The sequence below is a fragment of the Pseudomonas akapageensis genome, assembly GCF_011355085.1.
In the GTDB taxonomy this organism is placed as follows: Bacteria; Pseudomonadota; Gammaproteobacteria; order Pseudomonadales; family Pseudomonadaceae; genus Aquipseudomonas; species Aquipseudomonas akapageensis.
Genome location: NZ_VXCP01000060.1, coordinates 13579 through 34039 on the forward strand (window position 1 = coordinate 13579; position 20461 = coordinate 34039).

General features: G+C 60.5%; 13 protein-coding genes. 10 read left to right on the top strand and 3 right to left on the bottom strand.

Annotation, left to right across the window (positions count from 1 at the left end; translation table 11 throughout):
- Positions 1-46: 46 nt before the first annotated feature.
- The 5 genes from F2S13_RS28025 to F2S13_RS28045 all read left to right on the top strand — a co-directional run bounded on the left by F2S13_RS28025 (position 47) and on the right by F2S13_RS28045 (position 13923).
- Positions 47-2944, top strand: a complete 2898-nt coding sequence (locus F2S13_RS28025; RefSeq protein WP_166367088.1) for a hypothetical protein — start codon at positions 47-49, stop codon at positions 2942-2944.
- A gap of 89 nt (positions 2945-3033) precedes the next feature.
- Complete coding sequence (locus F2S13_RS28030; RefSeq protein ID WP_166367090.1) at positions 3034-7671, top strand: RHS repeat domain-containing protein; 4638 nt, start codon at positions 3034-3036, stop codon at positions 7669-7671.
- Positions 7672-8064: 393 nt separating this feature from the next.
- Positions 8065-10068 (top strand): hypothetical protein, encoded by a 2004-nt coding sequence (locus F2S13_RS28035; RefSeq protein ID WP_166367092.1) that lies wholly within the window; start codon positions 8065-8067, stop codon positions 10066-10068.
- A gap of 185 nt (positions 10069-10253) precedes the next feature.
- The gene (locus F2S13_RS28040; protein ID WP_166367094.1) at positions 10254-12380 is read left to right on the top strand and encodes an autotransporter outer membrane beta-barrel domain-containing protein; all 2127 of its coding nucleotides are present in this window, start codon (positions 10254-10256) and stop codon (positions 12378-12380) included.
- 70 nt (positions 12381-12450) lie between these two features.
- Positions 12451-13923 (top strand): hypothetical protein, encoded by a 1473-nt coding sequence (locus tag F2S13_RS28045; RefSeq protein WP_166367096.1) that lies wholly within the window; start codon positions 12451-12453, stop codon positions 13921-13923.
- A 5-nt stretch (positions 13924-13928) separates the two neighbouring features.
- On the opposite strand, the gene F2S13_RS28050 is transcribed toward F2S13_RS28045, so the two are convergent.
- From F2S13_RS28050 to F2S13_RS28060, 3 genes are all read right to left on the bottom strand, one after another.
- The gene (locus tag F2S13_RS28050) at positions 13929-14669 is read right to left on the bottom strand and encodes a fimbrial biogenesis chaperone (protein WP_166367098.1); all 741 of its coding nucleotides are present in this window, start codon (positions 14667-14669) and stop codon (positions 13929-13931) included.
- 82 nt (positions 14670-14751) lie between these two features.
- Positions 14752-15291, bottom strand: a complete 540-nt coding sequence (locus F2S13_RS28055) for a fimbrial protein (protein WP_166367100.1) — start codon at positions 15289-15291, stop codon at positions 14752-14754.
- A gap of 272 nt (positions 15292-15563) precedes the next feature.
- Complete coding sequence (locus F2S13_RS28060; RefSeq protein ID WP_166367102.1) at positions 15564-15833, bottom strand: response regulator transcription factor; 270 nt, start codon at positions 15831-15833, stop codon at positions 15564-15566.
- A gap of 407 nt (positions 15834-16240) precedes the next feature.
- On the opposite strand from F2S13_RS28060, the gene F2S13_RS28065 reads away from it, so the two are divergent.
- The 5 genes from F2S13_RS28065 to F2S13_RS28085 all read left to right on the top strand — a co-directional run bounded on the left by F2S13_RS28065 (position 16241) and on the right by F2S13_RS28085 (position 20359).
- Positions 16241-16564, top strand: coding sequence for a hypothetical protein (locus F2S13_RS28065; protein WP_166367104.1), 324 nt, complete (start codon positions 16241-16243; stop codon positions 16562-16564).
- Positions 16565-16666: 102 nt separating this feature from the next.
- Positions 16667-17470: an alpha/beta fold hydrolase gene (locus tag F2S13_RS28070; RefSeq protein WP_166367106.1), complete on the top strand. Its 804-nt coding sequence runs from the start codon at positions 16667-16669 to the stop codon at positions 17468-17470.
- Positions 17467-18321, top strand: coding sequence for an alpha/beta hydrolase (locus F2S13_RS28075; RefSeq protein ID WP_166367108.1), 855 nt, complete (start codon positions 17467-17469; stop codon positions 18319-18321). The genes F2S13_RS28070 and F2S13_RS28075 overlap by 4 nt, the downstream gene beginning before the upstream one ends.
- A 115-nt stretch (positions 18322-18436) precedes the next feature.
- Positions 18437-19258 (top strand): DUF4892 domain-containing protein, encoded by an 822-nt coding sequence (locus F2S13_RS28080; RefSeq protein ID WP_166367110.1) that lies wholly within the window; start codon positions 18437-18439, stop codon positions 19256-19258.
- A 48-nt stretch (positions 19259-19306) separates the two neighbouring features.
- Positions 19307-20359, top strand: a complete 1053-nt coding sequence (locus F2S13_RS28085) for an AI-2E family transporter (RefSeq protein ID WP_166367112.1) — start codon at positions 19307-19309, stop codon at positions 20357-20359.
- Positions 20360-20461: the final 102 nt, after the last annotated feature.

Sequence of the window (20461 nt, forward strand, 5' to 3'; positions counted from 1 at the left end):
CGCGACTCCATGTCAAGTCAACTGAACTTACCAAGGAAGCACCGTCATGGCCGGTAATTCGAAAAACGAGCTGCTCGAACGGTTGGCCCGAGGCCCCGCCACGTTTGGCTGGGGGGCAATTCTGGCGTTCGACCGGTCCCGGATCAACCAGTTGTTGCAGCAACAATTTCTGTCCAACTTCAACGACTTGAGTTTTCTGTTGCCGATGGACGGGAGCTTTTACACCGACTCCGATCGCATCGAACAGATTACCCTGCGGTCGCTCGTGCTGGGGGAGCCGAGGCTGTCGTTCGAGTCGTCGGTAATCGCCAGTTCCGAAGTCACCGTGACGATGAAAATCCTGGCGGGCAGCTACAGTGCCAGCGAACATCTTCGAGTAGCTCCGCCGTTGCTGATCGAGAGCTTCAGCATCCGCGAAGACATGGGATATGAGCTACGCATGACGGCGTCGCTGGCGGTGGTCGAGGGTGAGATTGACGGTCGTGGCCGGGTATCGCTGGATTTGTCTCAGGGTACTCGCTTCAGCTGCAACCTGGGGGCGGGTGACCACGCTCAGGCCAGCATCGGCGAATTCATTGAGCGGCAAATCAAGGCGCATCCGGCCTACAAGCGCATGTTCATGATCGGCGTGCTGGACTTCAATGATTACAACCCTTTGAGTCCGCGCAAGTTTTACCTGCGCACGCAAGCGGCGCCAGGTGCCACCGATGTGCGCTCGGCCCGTTATGGTGATGGGATGCTTGCGCTGTTCATCCAGCTTCGGGCCAACGATGAACCGGGTTCGCTGCCGGTGGATGACAGAACCTTGCCGTATTTGATTCCGGACGATGTCGCCGGCGGCCAGCCGCTGTATTCCTCGACCTTGCTCATTCAGAAACGGCTGATTCCTTTCATCGACGATGCGCAGCTCGATGTGCTCAAGCACCTGTTGTTTCCCAATGGGTATGTATTCCACGAGAGCGCAGAGGGGCCGCACGAGCCGCACGACCTGGCCATATTCGGTCGTATCGAGCCGACATCCGATTCGGTGCTGGTGCAACCGGAGCGTGCCAACATCAAGGGGGGACAGAGGCAGCGCTTCACGGCGGTGCGCGGTGATGGCTCAGGGGCCAACCCGGCCCGCTGGAGCGTGAGCAATATCACCCGTCCGCTTTCGGCAGGCACCATCGGGCCAGATGGCTCGTATATGCCATTGCCACCCCAGGAAATGGGACAGGATCAACAGGTCACGGTGGTGACGGCCCATTATTCCACCCCCTATGGCGAGCGCAGCCATTCTGCCCTGGCGGTGGAGTTTTTCCAGAGCATCCAGATCGCACCGCGGGTACACCTCTGGGGTAATGGCCACCAGCCCGTGGAGTTGAAAGCGTCCAGCCTGGGCAACAGCAGCGCGTTGGTCTGGCAGTTGATCGGTGAACAGTACGGTACGCTGGACGTCCAGGCTCCCGAGCGTGCTGTCTTCACCCCATTCGAACCGGGATCAGGTTGGCCACCGGTCTTTATTCAACGTATCCAGGTAATGGATCGGAGCAGCGGCGAGTCCAGCGAGGCTGCCGTGGTGATTCTTCGCAGAAGCCAGAACCTGAAAGTTATTCCCTTCCATGTGCCGTCGTTGGCGATGTCCGAAACGCTGCAATTCAGGTTGGAAGATCCAGAGGACAATAGTGACGCGTATTGGGATAACGTCGGCGAGGGAAGCATCTCGCCGCAAGGTTTGTATACGCCGCCGAGCTCATCGGATTCGGCCGTTGATGTGATCCTTGCCGACCTGAGCGATGGTCGAATTGTAGGCTACGCCATCGTCGAACTGGTCCCTCGCCAACAAGAGGCTCTACGCTGGAGCGAACTCGACAGATTCCGCATCGAAGCGCTCGACGGCACCCAATGCTATGCCAACGGCAATCAGCAGATACCGCTGCGTATCACCATCGAGACCAAGGAGGTCGACTACCACGGCATCAAGCTGCGCATCCCCTTGAGTGACAAGGAGATGTCGACGCTCAAGCTGGTGGATTTGCAGACCAACGCCGAGCTGCCCCTGATCGACGCCTGGCAGGAAGGCATAGAACATGGCAGCCCGCTGCAGTGGGCGACCCATCAACGACGCAATCGCTTCGCGTTGCATTCCAACGGTGCGGTCCGCTACGGCACGGCGCCTGGCACAACCGAGCCGTTCAACAACGAAGGAACGCGTTACCGGGAGTTGTACATCCATACCACCTTTGAAGGGACACGCGAGTTCTACGTAACCTTTCAGGCCGACGATGGCAGCATCTGGCGCTCGACCGAGTACGGTGAAAACTCGACCGTTCTGGTGCGAGGTGTTCGCCCACCCACGCCTGAAACGACCCCGGGGCCCAACCGCCACTACGATCTGGTGCGCGACCGGGCGTACAACGGTCAAGGGCAGGAAACACCGGATGATCCCTTCTCCTACTTGCTGGACTCGATTGACTATTGGCGCTTGTCCTACCGGCGACAGGGTATATACCCGGTTGTTTTTTCGAAGCTGGAGGTCGAGGGAAGTGCTTCCAGCATTCAATGGGAAAGTGAACAGCTGGAAGAGACGTTCTTCAGCTACACCGGTTACGCGTTCTTTCCCAAGGGCATTGGTGTCGAAGAGCCGGCGGGGCTCACGTTCGACGCTTATTTCCGGGCACTGGTCCTGAACGCGGATTACAAGCCGTTCAAAACCTCTTTCGACGGCAACAAACAACCGTCGCCGGGTGAGTTGATCGTCAGCCTGCACCGAGTGGCCGACATGCCGTACTGGCACGACAGCATGGCCGCTGGCGACAGGTACAAGCTTTTCCGGGAAAGGCTCGACCCTGCGGTGGTGTTTGTTCTGCTCGATGAGGAAGGCAACCGTCATCGCCTGCGAATCAGTTTCGACGATCCGAGCCGTGAAGACAGCCGCAATCGCCTGAACTTGAGCATTCAGTAACGCAAGCCGCCTGCGCCCCCTCGCTTGATCAAGCGAGCGAGGGCGCACGCCTTGAAATTGTCGGTCAAACTTGAACGGGAACAACTTAGATGACAACTTCGACCGTTGTACATTCCAACGCTTTCAACTTTCTGAGTTTTTTACAAAACAGCGTCGATCCGCGTACCGGCCAATACACCGTGCGCATCGAACTGCCGGAACTTCACTGCAACGATTTGTGCGGCCCGGCCCTGCCGCTGCAGCTGGCCTTCAACCCGCTCAACATACTGGACTCGGGCTTCGGCAGAGGCTGGAACCTCAACTTGTCTCAATTCACTCCGCCCGACAGCATGCTGGCCCTGCACACCGGGGAAACCTTCAAAGTCACCGGCAGCGGCGAGCAGCCGTCGATCCGCGAAAAGAAACTCGACAGCTTCCACTTCCACAACGACGGCAACGACACTTACCGTGTGGTGCACAAGTCCGGGCTGGTGGAGATCCTGCAGACCCTGGGCAGCGGCGCCGACCGGGTGGCCTTGCCGAGCCGAATCCATTCGCCTTCGGGGCACTGGATCAGCCTGCACTACGCCGACTACCAGGGCAAACCCTGCCTGGCCTCGATCAAGGACGCCAGCGAGCAGACGTTGCTGCAGATCGACCGCCCCAGCGACAGCAGCATGATCCTGCAGCTGCACCCCTTCGCCGGCCCCGGCGGCACGCCGCTGGCGCGCTATGAGGTCAAGCTGACCGGGCGGCAGGTGCGCGAAATCGTGTTGCCGACCGCCGAGAGGGCCAGCTGGCGCTTCGATTACGTGCAGGTGCGCGGCCTGACCTGCATCAAGGAAGTCCAGACCCCGGTGGGCGGGCGTGAGCTGGTCGAGTACAACGACAACGGCCACGCCTTTCCCGGCAACAGTGGGCGCCAGGCGCTGCCCAGGGTCACCCGCCATGAGATCCTGCCCGGCTTCGACCAGCCGCGCATGGAGGTGCGCTACACCTATACCATCGAGAACTTCCTGGGCAACAACAGCTCGATCGGCTGGAGCGACGACGGCCTGGACAACCTGTACAAGGTCAGTGGCAACTACAGTTATGGGTCTATCGCCAGCCATCTGGTCGACGGCAGGGTGGTGCGCAGCGTCGTGTGCAGTTTCAACCGCTTTCACCTGTTGACCGAAGAGATCACCTCCCAGGGCGAATGCATTCAGCGCCAGCGCACCACCTATCACGCGCTGGACGTGCCCTTCGATCAGCAACCGCCGTATTTCCAGTTGCCCTGGACCTCGGAGCAACGCTGGGAGCAGGCCAACAGCCCGGACCGGGTCCGCAGCGAGGTGGCGACCACGGTCTATGACGATTACGGCAACCTGCTCGAAGAGACCCAAGCCAACGGCGTGCGTACGGTGAACGAGTATCACCCGCTTGAAGGTGATGACGATAGCCCGCCGGACCCGGATAATTTCGTGCGCCACCTGCGCAGCCAGACCGTACACCCGGCTGCCAACGGCGAGGGCCAGGCCCCGGTGCTGCGCAAGCGCTATGATTACCGGCTATTGGTGCCCCTGCAGGGCGGGAGCGGCCGAGGCGGGCTGCTGCTTGACCGTGAAACGCTGCTGCAGGTAACGGGCACTACCGAAACACTGGTGCAACAGACCGTCTGGGACTACCTGCAGACCCCGAACAACCCCCTGTTGCATGGTCGCGCTGAACGTCAGCGGGTAACCCTCAACGGCAAGAGCACGACCACCGACTACAGCTACAGCAAAGTGCTGCAGGGCAATGAAAGCGTTTTGCAGACGGTGGAAACCCTCACCGGCTTCGATCACGATCAGCCACTGGGCGACGGCACGACCCGCCATGCCCAGAAGGTCGTGACCCTGCAGCACTCGCTGTACCACGGCGAACCGCTGCTCAACCGCGACGACAACGATGTGGAAATTCGCTACAGCTACGATGCCCTGCGGCGGGTAACCCGTGAAACCGTGGCGCCGGGCACCGAGTTCGAAGCCAGCCGCACCTATGCCTACACCTTGACTTCGGTGCTCGGTCAGCAAGCCTTGCAGGAGATGACCGACGTCAAGGGCGTGCAGACGCGCACCGCTTTCGACGGGCTCAACCGCGCTATCGGCGAGTCACGCCAGGATGCCGATGGCGTGATCCAGCCCCAGGCCTTCCGCCAGACCTATGCCGCAATCTACGATGCTCTGGGCAATCTGGTGGAGGAAACCGAATACGATTGGCTGGATGAGTTGCAGCTGCCACTGCCCCGACACCTGGAGTATGACGACTGGGGCCAGCAGAGTTGCGAGACCGGTCCCGATGGGGTGCGTCAGTTCGAGGTGACCGACCCGATCGGCACGTCGGCGTCCCAGGGGCCCATCGTGCGCAGTTGGCGCCAGGGCAGCGGTGCGACCGCCGCCATCAGTGGCTTGACCGTGACCTGGCTCAACCTGTTCGAAAAACCGACCCGCATCGAACGGTTCGATCTCGACGACCGACGCCTGAGCCTGCACCAGTACTTCCATGATGGCCTGGGCCGCACCGCCCGGGAAATCGACGGCCGCGACGAGACGACCCAGTACCGCTACAACCTCTTCGACCGCATGACCGAAACCACCCTGCCGGATCGGGCGGTGGTGCGCCGCCGCTATGCCGAGCACAGCGCGGACGATTTGCCGGTGCTCATCAGCGTCAACGAGGTGGTCCTCGGCGAGCAGCATTTCGACGGTCTGGGCCGCATGACCAAGTCGATCACCGGCGGGCGTGAACGGACCTTCCACTACGAGCCCGGCCAGTCCCAGCCGGCCACGGTCATCACGCCCAGTGAGCAAACGATCCACTACGAGTACCTGCCACAACTGGGCGAGGAACCTTTGCAGCGACGCCTGCCCACGGGGCTGGCCGACTATGAGTACGACAAGCAGAACGCGCGACTGCTGCATTGCGAGGAACAAGGCCAGGCGCTGACCCGCGAGTACTTCAGCACCGGCGAGCTCAAGCGCGAAGAGCGGCAACAGGGTGCCGAGACCTATACCATGCACTACCGCTACAGTTTGCGTGGCCGCCTGTTGGGCTACACCGATGTCCTGGAGCAAACCCAGCACTACCGCTACGATAGTGCCGGCCGGCTCGAATTCACGCAACTGGGCAGCACCGCATCGACCTTCACCTACGACGACCTTGGCCAGACCGCCAGCATCCTCACCGAGGACAGCGCCAGCGGGCAACGCCTGGGCATCGGCTTGCAACACGATGAGTTCGGCCGTGAAACCCTGCGCACCTTCGACCTCGATGGCGTGACCCAGACGCTGGCGCAACGCTACAACGAAGTCGATGCCCTGGTGCAGCGCACCCTCAGCGAAGCCGGCGACGTGCTGCGCGATGAAACCTACGACTACGACCCGCGTGGACGCCTGCAGCGCTACGACTGCAGCGGCAGCCAACCGCCGATCGACCCTTACGGCCAGGCCATCTCCAGCCAGATTTTTTCATTCGATGCGCTGGACAACCTGACCCGCGTGCGCACCGACTTCCCCGGTGGCTTCAACATGGCACGCTATTCCTTCAACAACCCGGACCCGGTGCAACTGAGCGAAGTCACCAACAGCCACGCCGCCTACCCGCCACGCATTGACCTGGCCTACGACGCCGATGGCAACCTCATCCGCGACGAACAAGACCGGATGCTGGACTACGACGCCCTCGGTCGCCTGACCACGGTCAGCGCACTGCCCGGCGAAGACCCCGGCAGTTATGGCTACGACCCCCTCGACCGGATCGCCAACGGCGGCGGCGACCAGCGCTTCTACCGCGGCGACGAACTGGCCAGCCAACTGCGAGGCGGGCAGGGCAGCACCTTCATGCGCGGCGGCGGCAACCTGCTGGCCGAGCGGCAGGGCGACAACACCTTGCTGCTGGGCAGTGATGACAAAAGCTCGGTGTTGCACGAGACCGGGCCGGACCAGGCCAACGCCATTGCCTACAGCCCCCATGGCCACCGCAGCGGCGAACAGCCGATTGGCACGGCGCTGGGGTTCAATGGCGAACTCAGCGAAGTGCAGACGGGGGTGTACCTGCTGGGAAAGGGGTACCGGGCGTATAGCCCGGCGTTGATGTACTTCCATAGTCCGGACAGTTGGAGTCCGTTTGGGCGGGGGGGGATTAATGCGTATTGTTATTGTGGGGGGGATCCGGTGAATTTTGTGGATCCGACGGGGCATATGCTTAAGAGTGGGGTAGTTGCCAATCCTATGAAAGTTCCAGCTGTGCTTTCGAAACAAAATGCTGGCGCAGCGCTGAAGTTTCAGCCGCTTAAGGATAAGCATGTTGAGCGATTATATGCAGGGGGGATGTCGCTCAAAAATTATGGTGCACATGCGAAAAATGGTGTTTCTGAATATGACAACCTAATGAGCAAGGTGGACCAGAAATCTTCGCTCTATACAGAGCTAGTGAGTGCGCGTCAAGGCCTGAAGGTGGCTAGGAAGGAGGCGGAGCGGCAGTACGGCGAATTTGTTGAAGGACAAACCTTTGCTGCCCAGAATATAGGGGGGGCGGGGATAACTAAGGTGTCTTCGGATTATGTAAAAAAATTGCCAAATGTATATAGAGAACAGATGAAAGAAGATATTAGAGAGTTGGCTGGTTATAGCGCTAAAGTTGCGCGTCTGAGACAGCCGCAAGGCGTTAGGTCGGGAAGCTACTTGGGAGAAAATGATCAAACTAATGAAGGAAAACGGAGAAGATGATTCACTAAAACAAGCTTCAACATGAGTCCGTGCCCCCAGAGGACGTTTCTGTCCAATAGGGGCATGGATTTTCACGCGCAAACCACTCCCCCTTACGCTGGCTGCTCGCACCCTGCTTGCACCCCATCCACCAACGCCTTGGTCGTCTCGATCGAAGGCATCGTCACCCAGTGCAATCCGAACACTATTTAATGCTGAACTCCCGTCCGTTGTTGAAGTTACCACTTCTTACTTGAAGCACTTGTCAACCTATTACTTCTGATAGTTATGCCGCCGCCATTGTTACTGTTCAATAAAGATCAAGTCGTGGTTGGCAGCTGTTTGGCAGTCCGCAGACTTGTAAGGGTCGACCTGCCAGGTCAGGTCAGCATTCATGACAACGGAGTGAGAGCGATGACGGCTTTTGAAAAGAAACAGACCGCGTCGGAACAGGTGCGCAGCGAGTTCCGCAAGGCGCGATCGAAGCGTAATGAGATCAAGGAAGATTTGCCTGCGCTTATCCTGGATCCGGCGCTGATTGCCGACCCGGTGGATGGCACGGTAATAAGCGCATACCTGTTGGATGACGACAAAGATCTGGTCGTGAAAGTGTCGGCCTGGGACTTTGCGCCGGCGTTCAGTGATACTGTCGTTTTGCTGCATGCGCAGGGCCATTCGCCTGGCGATGATGATTTCGTGGAAATCCTGGAGCACGAGTTTCCTGCCCCCGTTGACCCCAGCGCGTTCCCTTTTCCCTTCACTATTCCAAAGGAACTGGTGAGAATCCTGGGGGAAGGGCCGCATGTATTCAGATACAAAGTGAATGCCTTCAATGGCGAAACCAGCGTATCGGAACGCAAAAAGCTGATTTTCGACCGGGTTCCACCGAATGGTGGAACGGCTCCCGCGGCTTTTCCAGCGGTTGGGCCGATTACGGATGCCAACCTGGGCACAGGGGTCAGCCTGCAGTTGCCCAGCTATATTGACCGGCAAGATGGCGATATGGTTGCGTGGTATTGGATCAACTACCTGCCGGACAACGTTGATGACCTGACCCCTATTGGCTACGTTCCCGTTACGACACCCCCGCAAACGCTGAACGTACCGGCAGCAGATATCGAGCGCGTGGGCGACGGAGGTTGCTACGCGCTGTACGTGCTGCGTGATAAAGCAGGCAACACCGGCCACATCTCACGGCACGTTTCGATTGGCGTGGCCCTGGGCCCATTGCCCGCCAACCTGCAAGACCCGGTGGTGCCGCTCGCCACTGCGGCCGACGATTACCTGATCGATCGAGCGGATGCCTTTCTCGGCGTCGAAGTCTGGGTGCCGTTGTTCGACAACTGGAAAGCCACCGACCGTGTCGAGGTGACCTGGGGCTCGAGCGTGCTGCAGGCCGAAGAGGTGGGCTCTACGCCGGGCAGCGAGATTGCGATCAGCGTGCCGAATCAGGTATTGCGCAGTGAATATGGCAACACCACTGGCGACCGTCCTACCCAGGTGAGCTACCGGGTACTGCGCGGTACCGTGCCGTCGGAAGTCAAAAGCACCCAGATCAAGGTCAACTTCGAGATGATCGGCCCGGAAGTTCCGGACCCCGATTGGCCTGACCCGGTCAACCCGCTGTTGCCGCTCGTGGATGTGTACGGCAAGAACTCCCAGCAGGCAAACCGCCTGGATCGTACAGACGAAAATCAGGCTGCGGACCTGAAAGTGGACCTCTACGAGCCTGTGAACGCTGGCGAGGTGATTGAGTTCTACTGGGGGGCCGAGCATGTGGTCGAGGCGGACTATGTGGTCCAGTCAACCGATGCGGCCGGCGATTTGATTGAAGTGGAGATACCCTGGGCCTACATCGAACGGGCGGGTAACAATGCACGATTGCCCGTGCACTACCGGATCTCGAGCCCGATGGTGCCCAACAAGTGGCATTCGCGCAATCGGGACGTGATCGCCGATGCCGTCACCCTGCGCCCCGATGCCCCGGATTTCCTTGGTCGTAATCCCAACTCCCCCAATTGGTTGACATGCGTTTCGCTGTATGACGATGTCAATCCGGACCCGCTCGATCCAGCCATCCGTGTCCGGATTCCGGACTTGTCGGCTCACCTGCAAGACGGTGACACCGTCACCCTGCACTGGCGTGCTGTGCAGGGCTTCACGGGAGAGGATCCTGTCGTAGGCGTCGAGTTGGATGAGCCCATTACGTTGGGAGGCAATACACCCGCCACGGGTTTCGTCTGGCGAATCCAGCCCTATGACCAGCACATTTTGCCTATCGCTGGCGGCGCTCGTGAAAACGGTCGAGGCCGGGTGACCTACAGCTTCGTACGCAACGGCGAGACCATTACTTCCAAGCAAGTCGAAGAGGTCGTGTCGATGCACCAGCCTAGCGGGGCTTGCGATCTCCGACCTTGACGGTAACCGGCTGGGGCATTGCCCCAGCCGGTTTTGGTGAATCTAGCGTGTAGGACTATCCACTTTATTCTGAGGATTTTTCCTACATAAGTCCTTCGGCGATATCTGTAGTCTCGCCGCCCTCACATGGGTCTACGGACCCTTCATGGACTGTTTGCAACGTTCAATATAGAGGGAAATTCCGAATGACTGTCGGTCGATTTTACCCGCTTCATCCGCTGACCCGTGCCTTGAAATGGGTGGCGCTGGCACCTGCCATTTTTCTTAGTCCGTCGGTGTTGGCACTGACGACTGTTGTTGGTGACAAGGTCATCGACGCTACCGCACCGCTGGATAACTACCGTGTGACCAGTGGCTCAAGCCTGACTGGCAATGGCGCCTCGATGCGCGACATTCGACTGGACAGCGGGGCGAAGCTGACCTTGAACGGCAGCGCCGTGGCCAGTGATCGCCAGGGGTTGTACATGGGACGCGTCGGCGCAATCGGTTCGGTCGCCAACGTCAATGACAGCAGCATCAGCGGCACTGCGGGCGGTGCATTGGTATCCACGAATTCCGAGCTGCACCTGCAGCGCAGTCAATTGACGGGCACGGGCAGCACGAGCGCAGGGATCGACCTGTTCGGCGGCACGGTCAATGCGGTGTCCAGCTCGATCGTCGGTGGCCAGAATGGCGTGCGGATTCTGGGCGACCGGAGTCTGGCCGGCGTTGCCAACCTGACGCTCGATGGCACTCAAGTCGTAGGCAAGGACGGCGCCGCCATTGCGGTTGGCGCCCTCGTGCCTGATCCGGCCACGGCGCAGATCACCGTGGGCAATGGCTCCACGCTGCACGGCAGCAATGGCAACCTGCTTGAAGTGAGCAATGGTTCGACGGCCAACCTGCAAGTCGACAACAGCCACCTGGTCGGCGATGTCGTGGTCGAGAGCGGTTCGACGGCGAACCTGACACTGCAGAACCAGGCGACCCTGACCGGGCGCCTGGACAACGTGGCGAGCCTGACGCTCAACAGCCAGGGCCAGTGGAACATGGTCGGCGACGCCAGCGTGGCCAACCTGGCCATGGACGGCGGTGCGGTCAAGTTTGGCGAGGCAAATGCTTTCCATACCTTGTCGGTGGAGAACCTGTCGGGCAATGGCACCTTCATCATGGGTGCCGATTTCAGTTCCGGGCAAACCGATCACCTTGAAGTCACGGGCTCGGCCAGCGGCAATCACGCCTTGCTGGTGAGCAGCAGCGGCGCTGATCCTGTGGCCGAAAGCCAATTGCATGTGGTCCATACCGCAGGTGGCGATGCCAATTTTGCCCTGCTCGGTGGCGAGGTCGATCTGGGCACCTATTCCTACGACCTGGTGCGCGACGGCAATGACTGGTACCTGGATGCTTCACGCAAGGTCATAAGCCCCGGAACCCAGTCGGTGCTGGCCTTGTTCAATACCGCGCAGACCGTGTGGTATGGCGAATTGACCTCCTTGCGCAGCCGCATGGGCGAGTTGCGCCTGGACGACGGCAAGGCTGGCGGCTGGATCCGCGCTTATGGCAATAAATACAACGTGTCGGCCTCGTCCGGGCTGGCGTACGACCAGGTCCAGCGTGGCTTCTCCCTGGGGGCCGATGCACCGCTGGCAATAGGCGATGGGCAGTGGCTGGTCGGTGTATTGGCCGGTCATAGTAAATCCGACCTGGACATTGCGCGTGGCACCTCCGGGGAAGTCAACAGTTACTACCTGGGTGCCTACACCACATGGCTCGATGCGCAAAGCGGCTACTACGTCGATGGGGTGGTCAAGTTCAACCGCTTCGACAACGAATCGAAGGTCAGCCTCAGTGATGGTCAGCGCACCAAGGGCGATTACGACAACCACGGTATCGGTGCGTCGGTGGAAGTGGGCCGGCATATCAAGCTCAAGGACGACTACTTCCTCGAGCCCTTTACCCAGTGGTCGGTCGTGGACATTCAAGGTAGCGACTATACGCTGGACAACGGCATGCGCGCCGAAGGCGATCGTACCCGCTCGCTGTTGGGCAAGGTGGGCAGCACGGCCGGTCGTAATTTCGACCTGGGCGAAGGCCGGGTGATCCAGCCCTATGTGCGCCTGGCGTACGTCCATGAGTTTGCCAAAAACAACGAAGTGCAAGTCAACGACAATGTGTTCAACAACGACCTCTCCGGTTCGCGTGGCGAGGTGGGTGCCGGTGTAGCCGTCTCACTGATGGAGCGCCTGCAACTGCATGCCGATTTCGATTACAGCAATGGCGAAAAGATCGAGCAGCCCTGGGGCGCAAATGTCGGTCTGCGGTATAGCTGGTAACGGCGCGGTATGGAAGGGAAGGCATGACTGCCTTCCCTTTTTTTCTGGTGCGCGGGTTGCGGGAGGTCACATGGAGAAGAAGCCGAAGATGAAAGCCAATAATGCCACGCGCGAGGCCGGCGCACTGCTCGATCCGCCCATCGTGAAAGTGCTTGCGGATATCGAGGGCGGCGAGCCGAACCTGGTGCACCGCGATGATTTGTCGCCGAATCTGCGCGTTGAAATACCGATGTGGCCCAATTCCAATCCATCCGATTCGTATCCCGAGCACCTCACCCTGTATCGGGACAACGCGCTCGTCGAAACGAAGACCTGGACGGCGCCTGTGCCTGATGATGAGCGGTTCTTCCTGGTACCTCCAATCGACGGTCGCCAGGTGCTGAGATATCACGTCCTGGGGTTTAACGGAGAAGGGTCGGATTCGGAGTCCTTGACCATTACCATCGATTTGGTCGCCCCTGTGCTGGGAGGCGAAGAAGGGCTGCTTGACTTCGACGACGAGGTGGACCGTGACGGCGTTACCGCCCGCTACCTGGAACTGCATGACGACCTGCTTCTGGCCACTGCCCCGACTTACAACAGGCCTGAACCCGGTGACAAGATCACCTGGTGCTGGGACCGGCAGCCCTTCGCCAATGAGTATGTCGACGAAACGGTGTTGACCCTGGCCGACATGAACCAGCCGCTGGTGATCGGCTTCACGGGGGATATGATCCGCGACCGCGGGGATGGCCAGCGTTATGCCCATTATCAGATCGAGGACCGCGCCGGTAACAAGAGTACCCGCTCACGACCCGTGACATTGCCGGTGGCCGCGGCGCCAGTGCCGCGCGTATTGCCCTGGCCGGATGTGGAGCTCGCCGCGGGGACAGGCGAGGAGATCGTGCTCGACCCTTGGGAGGCCCGCAATGGCGTTGTGGTGATTGTTCCACAGGCTGCGGTCATACATCCCGGCGAGGGCGTTACCGTGCAGTGGGCCGAGCCGGGCAGCACCGGCGCCCATCGCACCACGCAGGAGACGGGGGCGCGGCGCTATGCGATACCCGCGGACAAGATCGCCGCGCATATCGGCAAGACCATTCCCGTCTACTACGAGGTGACTGCGGGGCAGGCGAACTTGCCTTCGGATCGGCGTCGCTTGCGCATGGGGCAAATGGCCGCCAATCGCTTTCCCAATGCGCAGTGCAACGGCCTGAGCGGGGGTAATTTGCGATTGTCGACGGTAGAGGATTCCGGTGCGAGGTTGACGGTGGTGCGATGGGTACTGATGACCACAGACCATCGCGTCACGATCAAGGTCACCGGGATCAGCGGGCAAAATGTGCCAATGGAGCATACAGCGCTGCGCGAGCATCGGGTGACCACTGCGGAACTGACGTCGGGTATCGGTGGGCAAGGAACGGTGCTGGTGCCGAAGTCGTTCCTGTCTCAGCTCAAGCGCAATCAGCAGTTCCAGGTCACGGTGACCGTGAGTTTCGATAACGGAGCGACCTGGCCGCCCGTGCCCAACTTTCCGTCGCTGTACTTGATACTGGTGGACTAAGGCTTTCACGGCCCAGCCATGCCGATGGCCTGGGTCATGGGCGCGGTGTAGCCACCGTAGTCATTGATGGTGGTGAAGGTGACCTTCAGGCCCGCTCCCGGCTTGACGGTTTTCAGCGCATAGCTTTGCCGCGCCAGGGGTAGCGCCATGGGGGCGAGCTGAAGTTTTTCCGCTTGCCCGCCGCCTTCGACTTCCAAACGGCTGAAGGTGAAGTGGAATGGCGAAGGGTTGTCCACCACCAGATAAGGCTTGCCGTCTACCTGCTCGAACGACCACTGCAGATCCTTCAGGCGCGTGCTGGGGTTTTCCTTCAGGTGGCTGGGGCGGTAGAACAGCTTGATACGCGTGCGCAAGGCGATATTGAGTACGTTCTTGCCGCTTTCGCTGGCTTGCGGCAGCTCCTGGGCATTGAAGAAGAACAGCGACTCGCGGTCGCCCGGCAAGTCATTGGGCAAGCCATTGATCTGCACCAGTTGTTCCTTGCCCGGGTTGACCTTGAACAAGGCCGGCGCGGCGATGAAGGGCACGGGTGTGGTGGTGTCGTCCGCTTCGGTATTGACCCAGCTTTGCACGGCGTAGGGCTGCTCGCTGGGGTTGGCGACGATCACCGAGGTGCTGCGCTTGTCGCTTTCGAAGACCACGCGGGTGCTGTTGAGTGTCAGTGCTGCCTGCGCGGCGGGTAGATGGCCCAGCAGCGAGCACAGGGCAAGGCCGGCGTAAAGAGTTTGTCGGCGTGGAGCGGGCATGAAGTTACCTTTGCTCAGGACGATGCAGGGTGGAGGGGGGCGTCCCCGGGCACGAGCAAACCACGTGCCCGGGGTTCATGCATCAGTTGACGGAAACGAGGAAGGAGATGTCCGTTTCGGCGACACCGGCGCCGATGGTGGCTGCCGTGGATTTGTACAGGGCAGTGAACAGCATGTCGGTAGGATCGGTTTCGCTCAGCGGGTACGCCGTGGAGTCGGCGCCGTTATCGACCAGGGCGCCGGTCCTGTCCTTGATCGCCAGGGCCAGACCTGTTGCACCGCCTGGCTTGAGCCCGTACAAGGTGCCGCCGGTGCCGGCGCCGCCATACAGGGGGGTAAAGGCGACCGTGGCCGACTCACCCGCAGCCACCGTGCAGGACGCACCCGGGGTTATGCGCATGGAAAATGGGCGAGCAGCCGCTTCGGAGCCTACCGAGGGAAACTGCGCCGGGGTGACATTACCCAGTTGAATCCGGCTCAGTGGGCTTCCGGACACCGGATCGATGATTTCGATCGGGCACGTCCCGCCTTTGACCTGACCATAAAAGTTGATCGAACCATCGTAGGCAAAGGCCGATGTGCTTGCCAGACCGAGGGCAAGAGAGATAAGCGTTTTTTTCATTTGGGGTTCCGAATAAATAAAGACAGCCAACAGAAATCAGTAAGCGCTCGATCAGGCTCACGGATGTGTATGCATGTAACTTGCGGTTGCCGGATGTGGCAGCACCGTTACGCTGCGAAGGATAGGCAGTCGGATTTTTCGGGTATGTAGGGCATTTCTGTAGGACGAGCAGAAATGGCATCGCGTGCCCGAGGAAGCATGCGAGGGGCCTTCTACTGCTCCCGATTTTTCAGGGGCAGTAGAAGGCTGCTCGCCGCTGGCGGCCAGCCGGGTCAGATCAGCCCCTGAGCCTGCGCCAGCCGCACCGCCACGTAGCGCGAGCTCACGCCGAACTTGCGACGAATATTGGAGAGGTGGAAATTGATCGCCGATTCACTGCACAGCATGATCTGCGCTATTTCCCAGGAGGATTTGCCCAACGTGACCCACATCAGGGTCTGCTTCTCCTTGGCGGTCAATCGGATCTTGGGGGCTGGCGCCATGGCGGCCTGGCCGAAAAGGGGTGGAGTGTTTGAGCTTTTCGAGTGAGTGCGGTTCAGCATGATGAAGCTCCACGTGGCTGAGTGCGGATCCGATCCATTAACGTGATCCGATTCATGAGGTACGTGGGCAGTTATAACGTGTGAAAAATCGCTTGGAACCTGTCAGAAATACTAGTTTTGATCAGTGGGAAGGGTGTTTCCGACGAACGGTAATTTGTTGGTGTTTGAGCGTAAATTCTTTAAAAAATAGCCATTTACCTTGTTTGTGAAGCAATTTTTTGAAAGAAAGTGTCGGGTTCGCCGTGGTGCCGTTGGGGCAGAGACCGCCTCAGCGTTGATGCAGCGATCGACCGTTGATCGGCAAACACGCCGTACCTGTCATTTCTGACAGTTGTGGCGGTTTTGTTGCCTTGCTAGCGTGAGGGCGCTGCGGGGTAGCGAAGGCCTGATCTGGGAGATCGAGACGCATGAACGACAACAAGACGGAATTGGGGTGCTCGGAAGATTTGTGGCAGGTGCTTAACGAAGTCAATCTCAACCACGGTTTGAGTGATGACGAGTTTCAGGTGCTGGAGGATGAAGCCGATTCCCGGCTCAATGTGTTGGCTCGACGCCATACGGAACTGCGCCAGCTTCAAGCCGATTGCAGAATCCTGGCGCAGTCGTTGGAAGAAGCCTGCCAGAGACTGGACCAGCTCGACTACGAAGAGCGTGTTCGCATCTGGGATGCCTTTCAATACCAGATGGCGTACCTGCAAGCCTGCCTGCAGCGCTCGTTCCAGCAACCCTGAGCTGCTTGACCGGCCTGTCATGGCCGATGGCGCTTACGGCCATTGCGAGGGGCTGCGACGTTGCGGACAATCGGGCAAGGCTCACTCAAGGATTTGGCGGGTATGTCGCAACCGGTTTTTTTCGCCCACGCAAACGGATTTCCCTCGGGCACCTACGGCAAACTGTTCGCCGCCCTGGCGCCGGACTACAGCGTCTGTCATTTGCCGCAGCACGGCCACGATCCACGCTTTCCGGTCAACGACAACTGGCTGAACCTGGTCGATGAACTCATTCACCACCTCGAGCAACAGCCGGAGCCGGTCTGGGGTGTCGGGCATTCCCTGGGCGGCATACTGCACTTGCATGCGGCGCTGCGCTGCCCCGAGCGCTACCGTGGCGTGGTCATGCTCGACTCGCCCTTGCTGACGCGCACGGACCAGTGGGTCATCCGCGCGGCCAAGCGCTTTGGCCTTATCGATCGCTTGACACCAGCGGGGCGCACCCTCGGGCGGCGGGAACAATTCGCCGATCATGATGCGGCGCGAGCCTACTTTGCCGGTAAGGCACTGTTCCGCCGTTTCGACCCTGAGTGCTTCGAGGCTTATGTGCAGCATGGGTTGCAGCCCGAAGGTGACACGCTGCGCCTGCGCTTCGACCCGGCCACCGAAATCAGCATCTATCGCAGCGTGCCGCACATCAGCCCCGGGCGCGTGCGCCAGCTGCAGGTGCCGCTGGCGCTGGTACGCGGCAGCCACAGCGATGTGGTCATGCGCCATCACGCCAGTGTGGCCAGGCGCTTGCCCCATGGTGAATTTCACACCCTGCCGGGTGGCCACATGTTTCCGCTGGAGCGCCCGCTGGATACCGCTGCGCTGATCAAACAATTGTTCACGCGCTGGCAACAGCGCGAATCGGAGTGCGCATGACTGGTTTCGTCGAAGAAGTTCGCCTCAGCCTGCCCCATATCGAACTGGCCGCACATCTGTTCGGCCCCGCCGACGGCCAGCCGGTGATCGCCCTGCACGGCTGGCTGGACAACGCCAACAGCTTTGCCCGGCTTGCGCCGAAATTGAACGGTCTGCGTATCGTCGCCCTGGACCTGGCCGGGCATGGCTATTCCGAGCACCGCCCGCCGGGAGCCAGCTATGCGTTATGGGACTATGCCCTGGACGTGCTGCAGGTGGCCGAGCAACTGGGGTGGCAACGTTTCTCCTTGCTCGGGCATTCGCTGGGGGCGATTGTTTCGGTGATTGTGGCGGGTTCCCTGCCAGAGCGGGTCGAGCGCCTGGCCTTGATCGACGGCGTCATTGCGCAGACGACGCCGGCGCACAGCACAGCAGAGCGCATGGGCATGGCGCTGGCGGTGCAGTTGCAGCACGACGGCAAGCGCAAGCCGGTCTACGCCACACTTGATCAGGCCGTCGAGGCGCGCATGAAAGGGGCGGTGGCGGTCAGTCGCGAGGCGGCCGAACTGTTGGCCCAACGAGGGCTGATGCCGGTGCCGGGCGGCTTCACCTGGCGCAGCGACAGCCGCCTGACCCTGCCTTCGCCCCTGCGCCTGAGCCAGGAACAGGCAATGACCTTCGTCAATCGCGTCGCCTGTCCGACCCATCTGGTGGTTGCCGAGGAGGGCATGCTGGCCAGCCACAAGGCGTTGCTCGACCAGCTACCCTTTAGCCTGGACGTGTTGCCGGGCGGGCATCATTTGCACCTGAACGATGAAGCCGGCGCGACCCTTGTTGCAGACTGTTTCAATCGCTTCTTTGCCATGCCTTGACTTGCAGCGGTCAACTGTCGAGGCTTGGCGGGTTGAATAGGGAGACAACCATGCCACTGCTCTACACCGCTGCAACCCATAATGCCGTCGCCGGCGCCGAGGGCATGCCGAGCCGATGAGTGCTATCAAGGGAATAACCGGCGCTTTGCGCATCACCACCCTGAGCCTGTTGCTGGCCAGCCCCGTGCTCCATTCTGCCGAGATGGACCTCGCCGGCCTGCCGCGTCCTGTCGATGCCAAGGTCGACAGTACGCGGGGGCCAATCGAGCAGGATCGAACCTATCCACTGGGCTCGGTGCGCAAGATCAGCAACCAGGTACGCATGGACGGGCAGATCGAAAGCCGCGGTCAAGTCACGTCGGTCACCTATGAATTGGCGCCGGAGCAGACTGCCAGCGATGCCTTTACCCAAGCCCGCAAGGCACTCCAGGACGCTGGGGGGTACATCCTTTACTGGTGCCAATCGAAAGACTGCGGTGAAAACAGCTTGTGGGCCAATGACCTGTTTGCCAATTCGCGCCTTTCCGGGGGCGATGAACAGCAGTCATTCGTGCTGTTGCGCAAGGCCGAGCCCGAGCACAATACCCTGGTCGCCCTGTACAGCATCACCCGGGGCAACCGTAAGGCGTATCTGCATGCCGAACAGTTTGTCGCCGATACACCGTTGGGCGATCTGCTGCCCAACGCCGCCACGGTGTTGCGCGAGTTGCGCAGCACGGGCGAGCTGGACTACCCGGATCTCGATGGCGAGCCGTCTGCGCAATGGGTCACTTTGTTGAGCCGCAGCCTGAACCTGGACAGCAGCCTGCGGGTCACGGTTTCCGGCAAGCAGGCCGAGGCGTGGCGCCAGGCGCTGGAGGCTGCTGGTGTACGGCGTGGGCGCCTGGAGACCGGCAGTGTGGACATCCCAGGTCTTCATTTCGCGCTGATACGTTGAGTCTGGTAGTTGTAGTAGCTGTCCCATGAATCGCGACTGGAATGAGTGATGGTCAATAACGATCGCCTGTTGGTGCAAATACTGCTCCTGGCATTATTCGGCGCCGGGCTCTGGGTCATGGCACCCTTTATTTCGGCGCTGCTGTGGGGGGCGATCCTGGCGTTCGCCAGTTGGCCGCTGATGCGCTTGCTGACCCGCGTGCTCAATGGCCGGGAAACCCTGGCGGCCGGGTTGCTGACGGGGTTGTGGATGTTGCTGGTGGCCTTGCCGCTGGTGTGGCTGGGGTTCAACCTGGCCGACCATGTGCGTGACGCCACGGCCTTCATTCGCGACGTGCAGGTCGACGGCCTGCCCGAAGCTCCGGCCTGGCTGGGCGGCGTTCCGATCGTCGGCCATCGGGCGGTGGAGATCTGGAACACCATCGATCAGCGCGGTGCGGCGCTGATGCTCGCCATCAAGCCGTACCTGGGGCAGGTCGGCAACTGGCTCCTGGCCCGCAGCGCGCAGATCGGCAGCGGTATCCTGGAGCTGACCCTGAGCCTGGTGTTCGTGTTCTTCTTCTACCGCGATGGGCCGCGCCTGGCGGCGTTCGTCCTGGAGTTACTGGAACGGCTGATGGGCGAGCGGGCCGGTTATTACCTGGACCTGGTGGCCGGTACCGTGCAGCGGGTGGTCAACGGGGTAATCGGCACCGCGGCGGCGCAAGCGCTGCTGGCCTTGATCGGTTTCCTGATCGCCGGAGTACCGGGGGCGCTGGTGCTGGGTATCGTCACCTTCCTGCTCAGCCTGATCCCCATGGGCCCGCCGCTGGTGTGGATCCCCGCCACGGCGTGGCTGGCCTGGAAGGGCGAGTACGGCATGGCGGTGTTCCTGGGGGCCTGGGGCACGTTCATCATCAGCGGCGTGGACAACGTGCTCAAGCCGTACCTGATCAGCCGGGGCGGCAACCTGCCACTGGTGATCGTGTTGCTGGGGGTGTTCGGCGGGTTGCTGGCGTTTGGGTTTATTGGTCTGTTTATCGGGCCGACTTTGCTGGCGGTGGCTTACAGCTTGCTGCTGGATTGGAGCCGCAGCGAGGGCGTGGGGCGGCAGAGACCTTGAACTTTCCTTGTTGTTTTTAGGGCCTCATCGCTGGCAAGCCAGCTCCCACATTGGTCCAGTGTGCTTGGCAGATGATTGACTCTGTGGGAGATTCTATGGTTG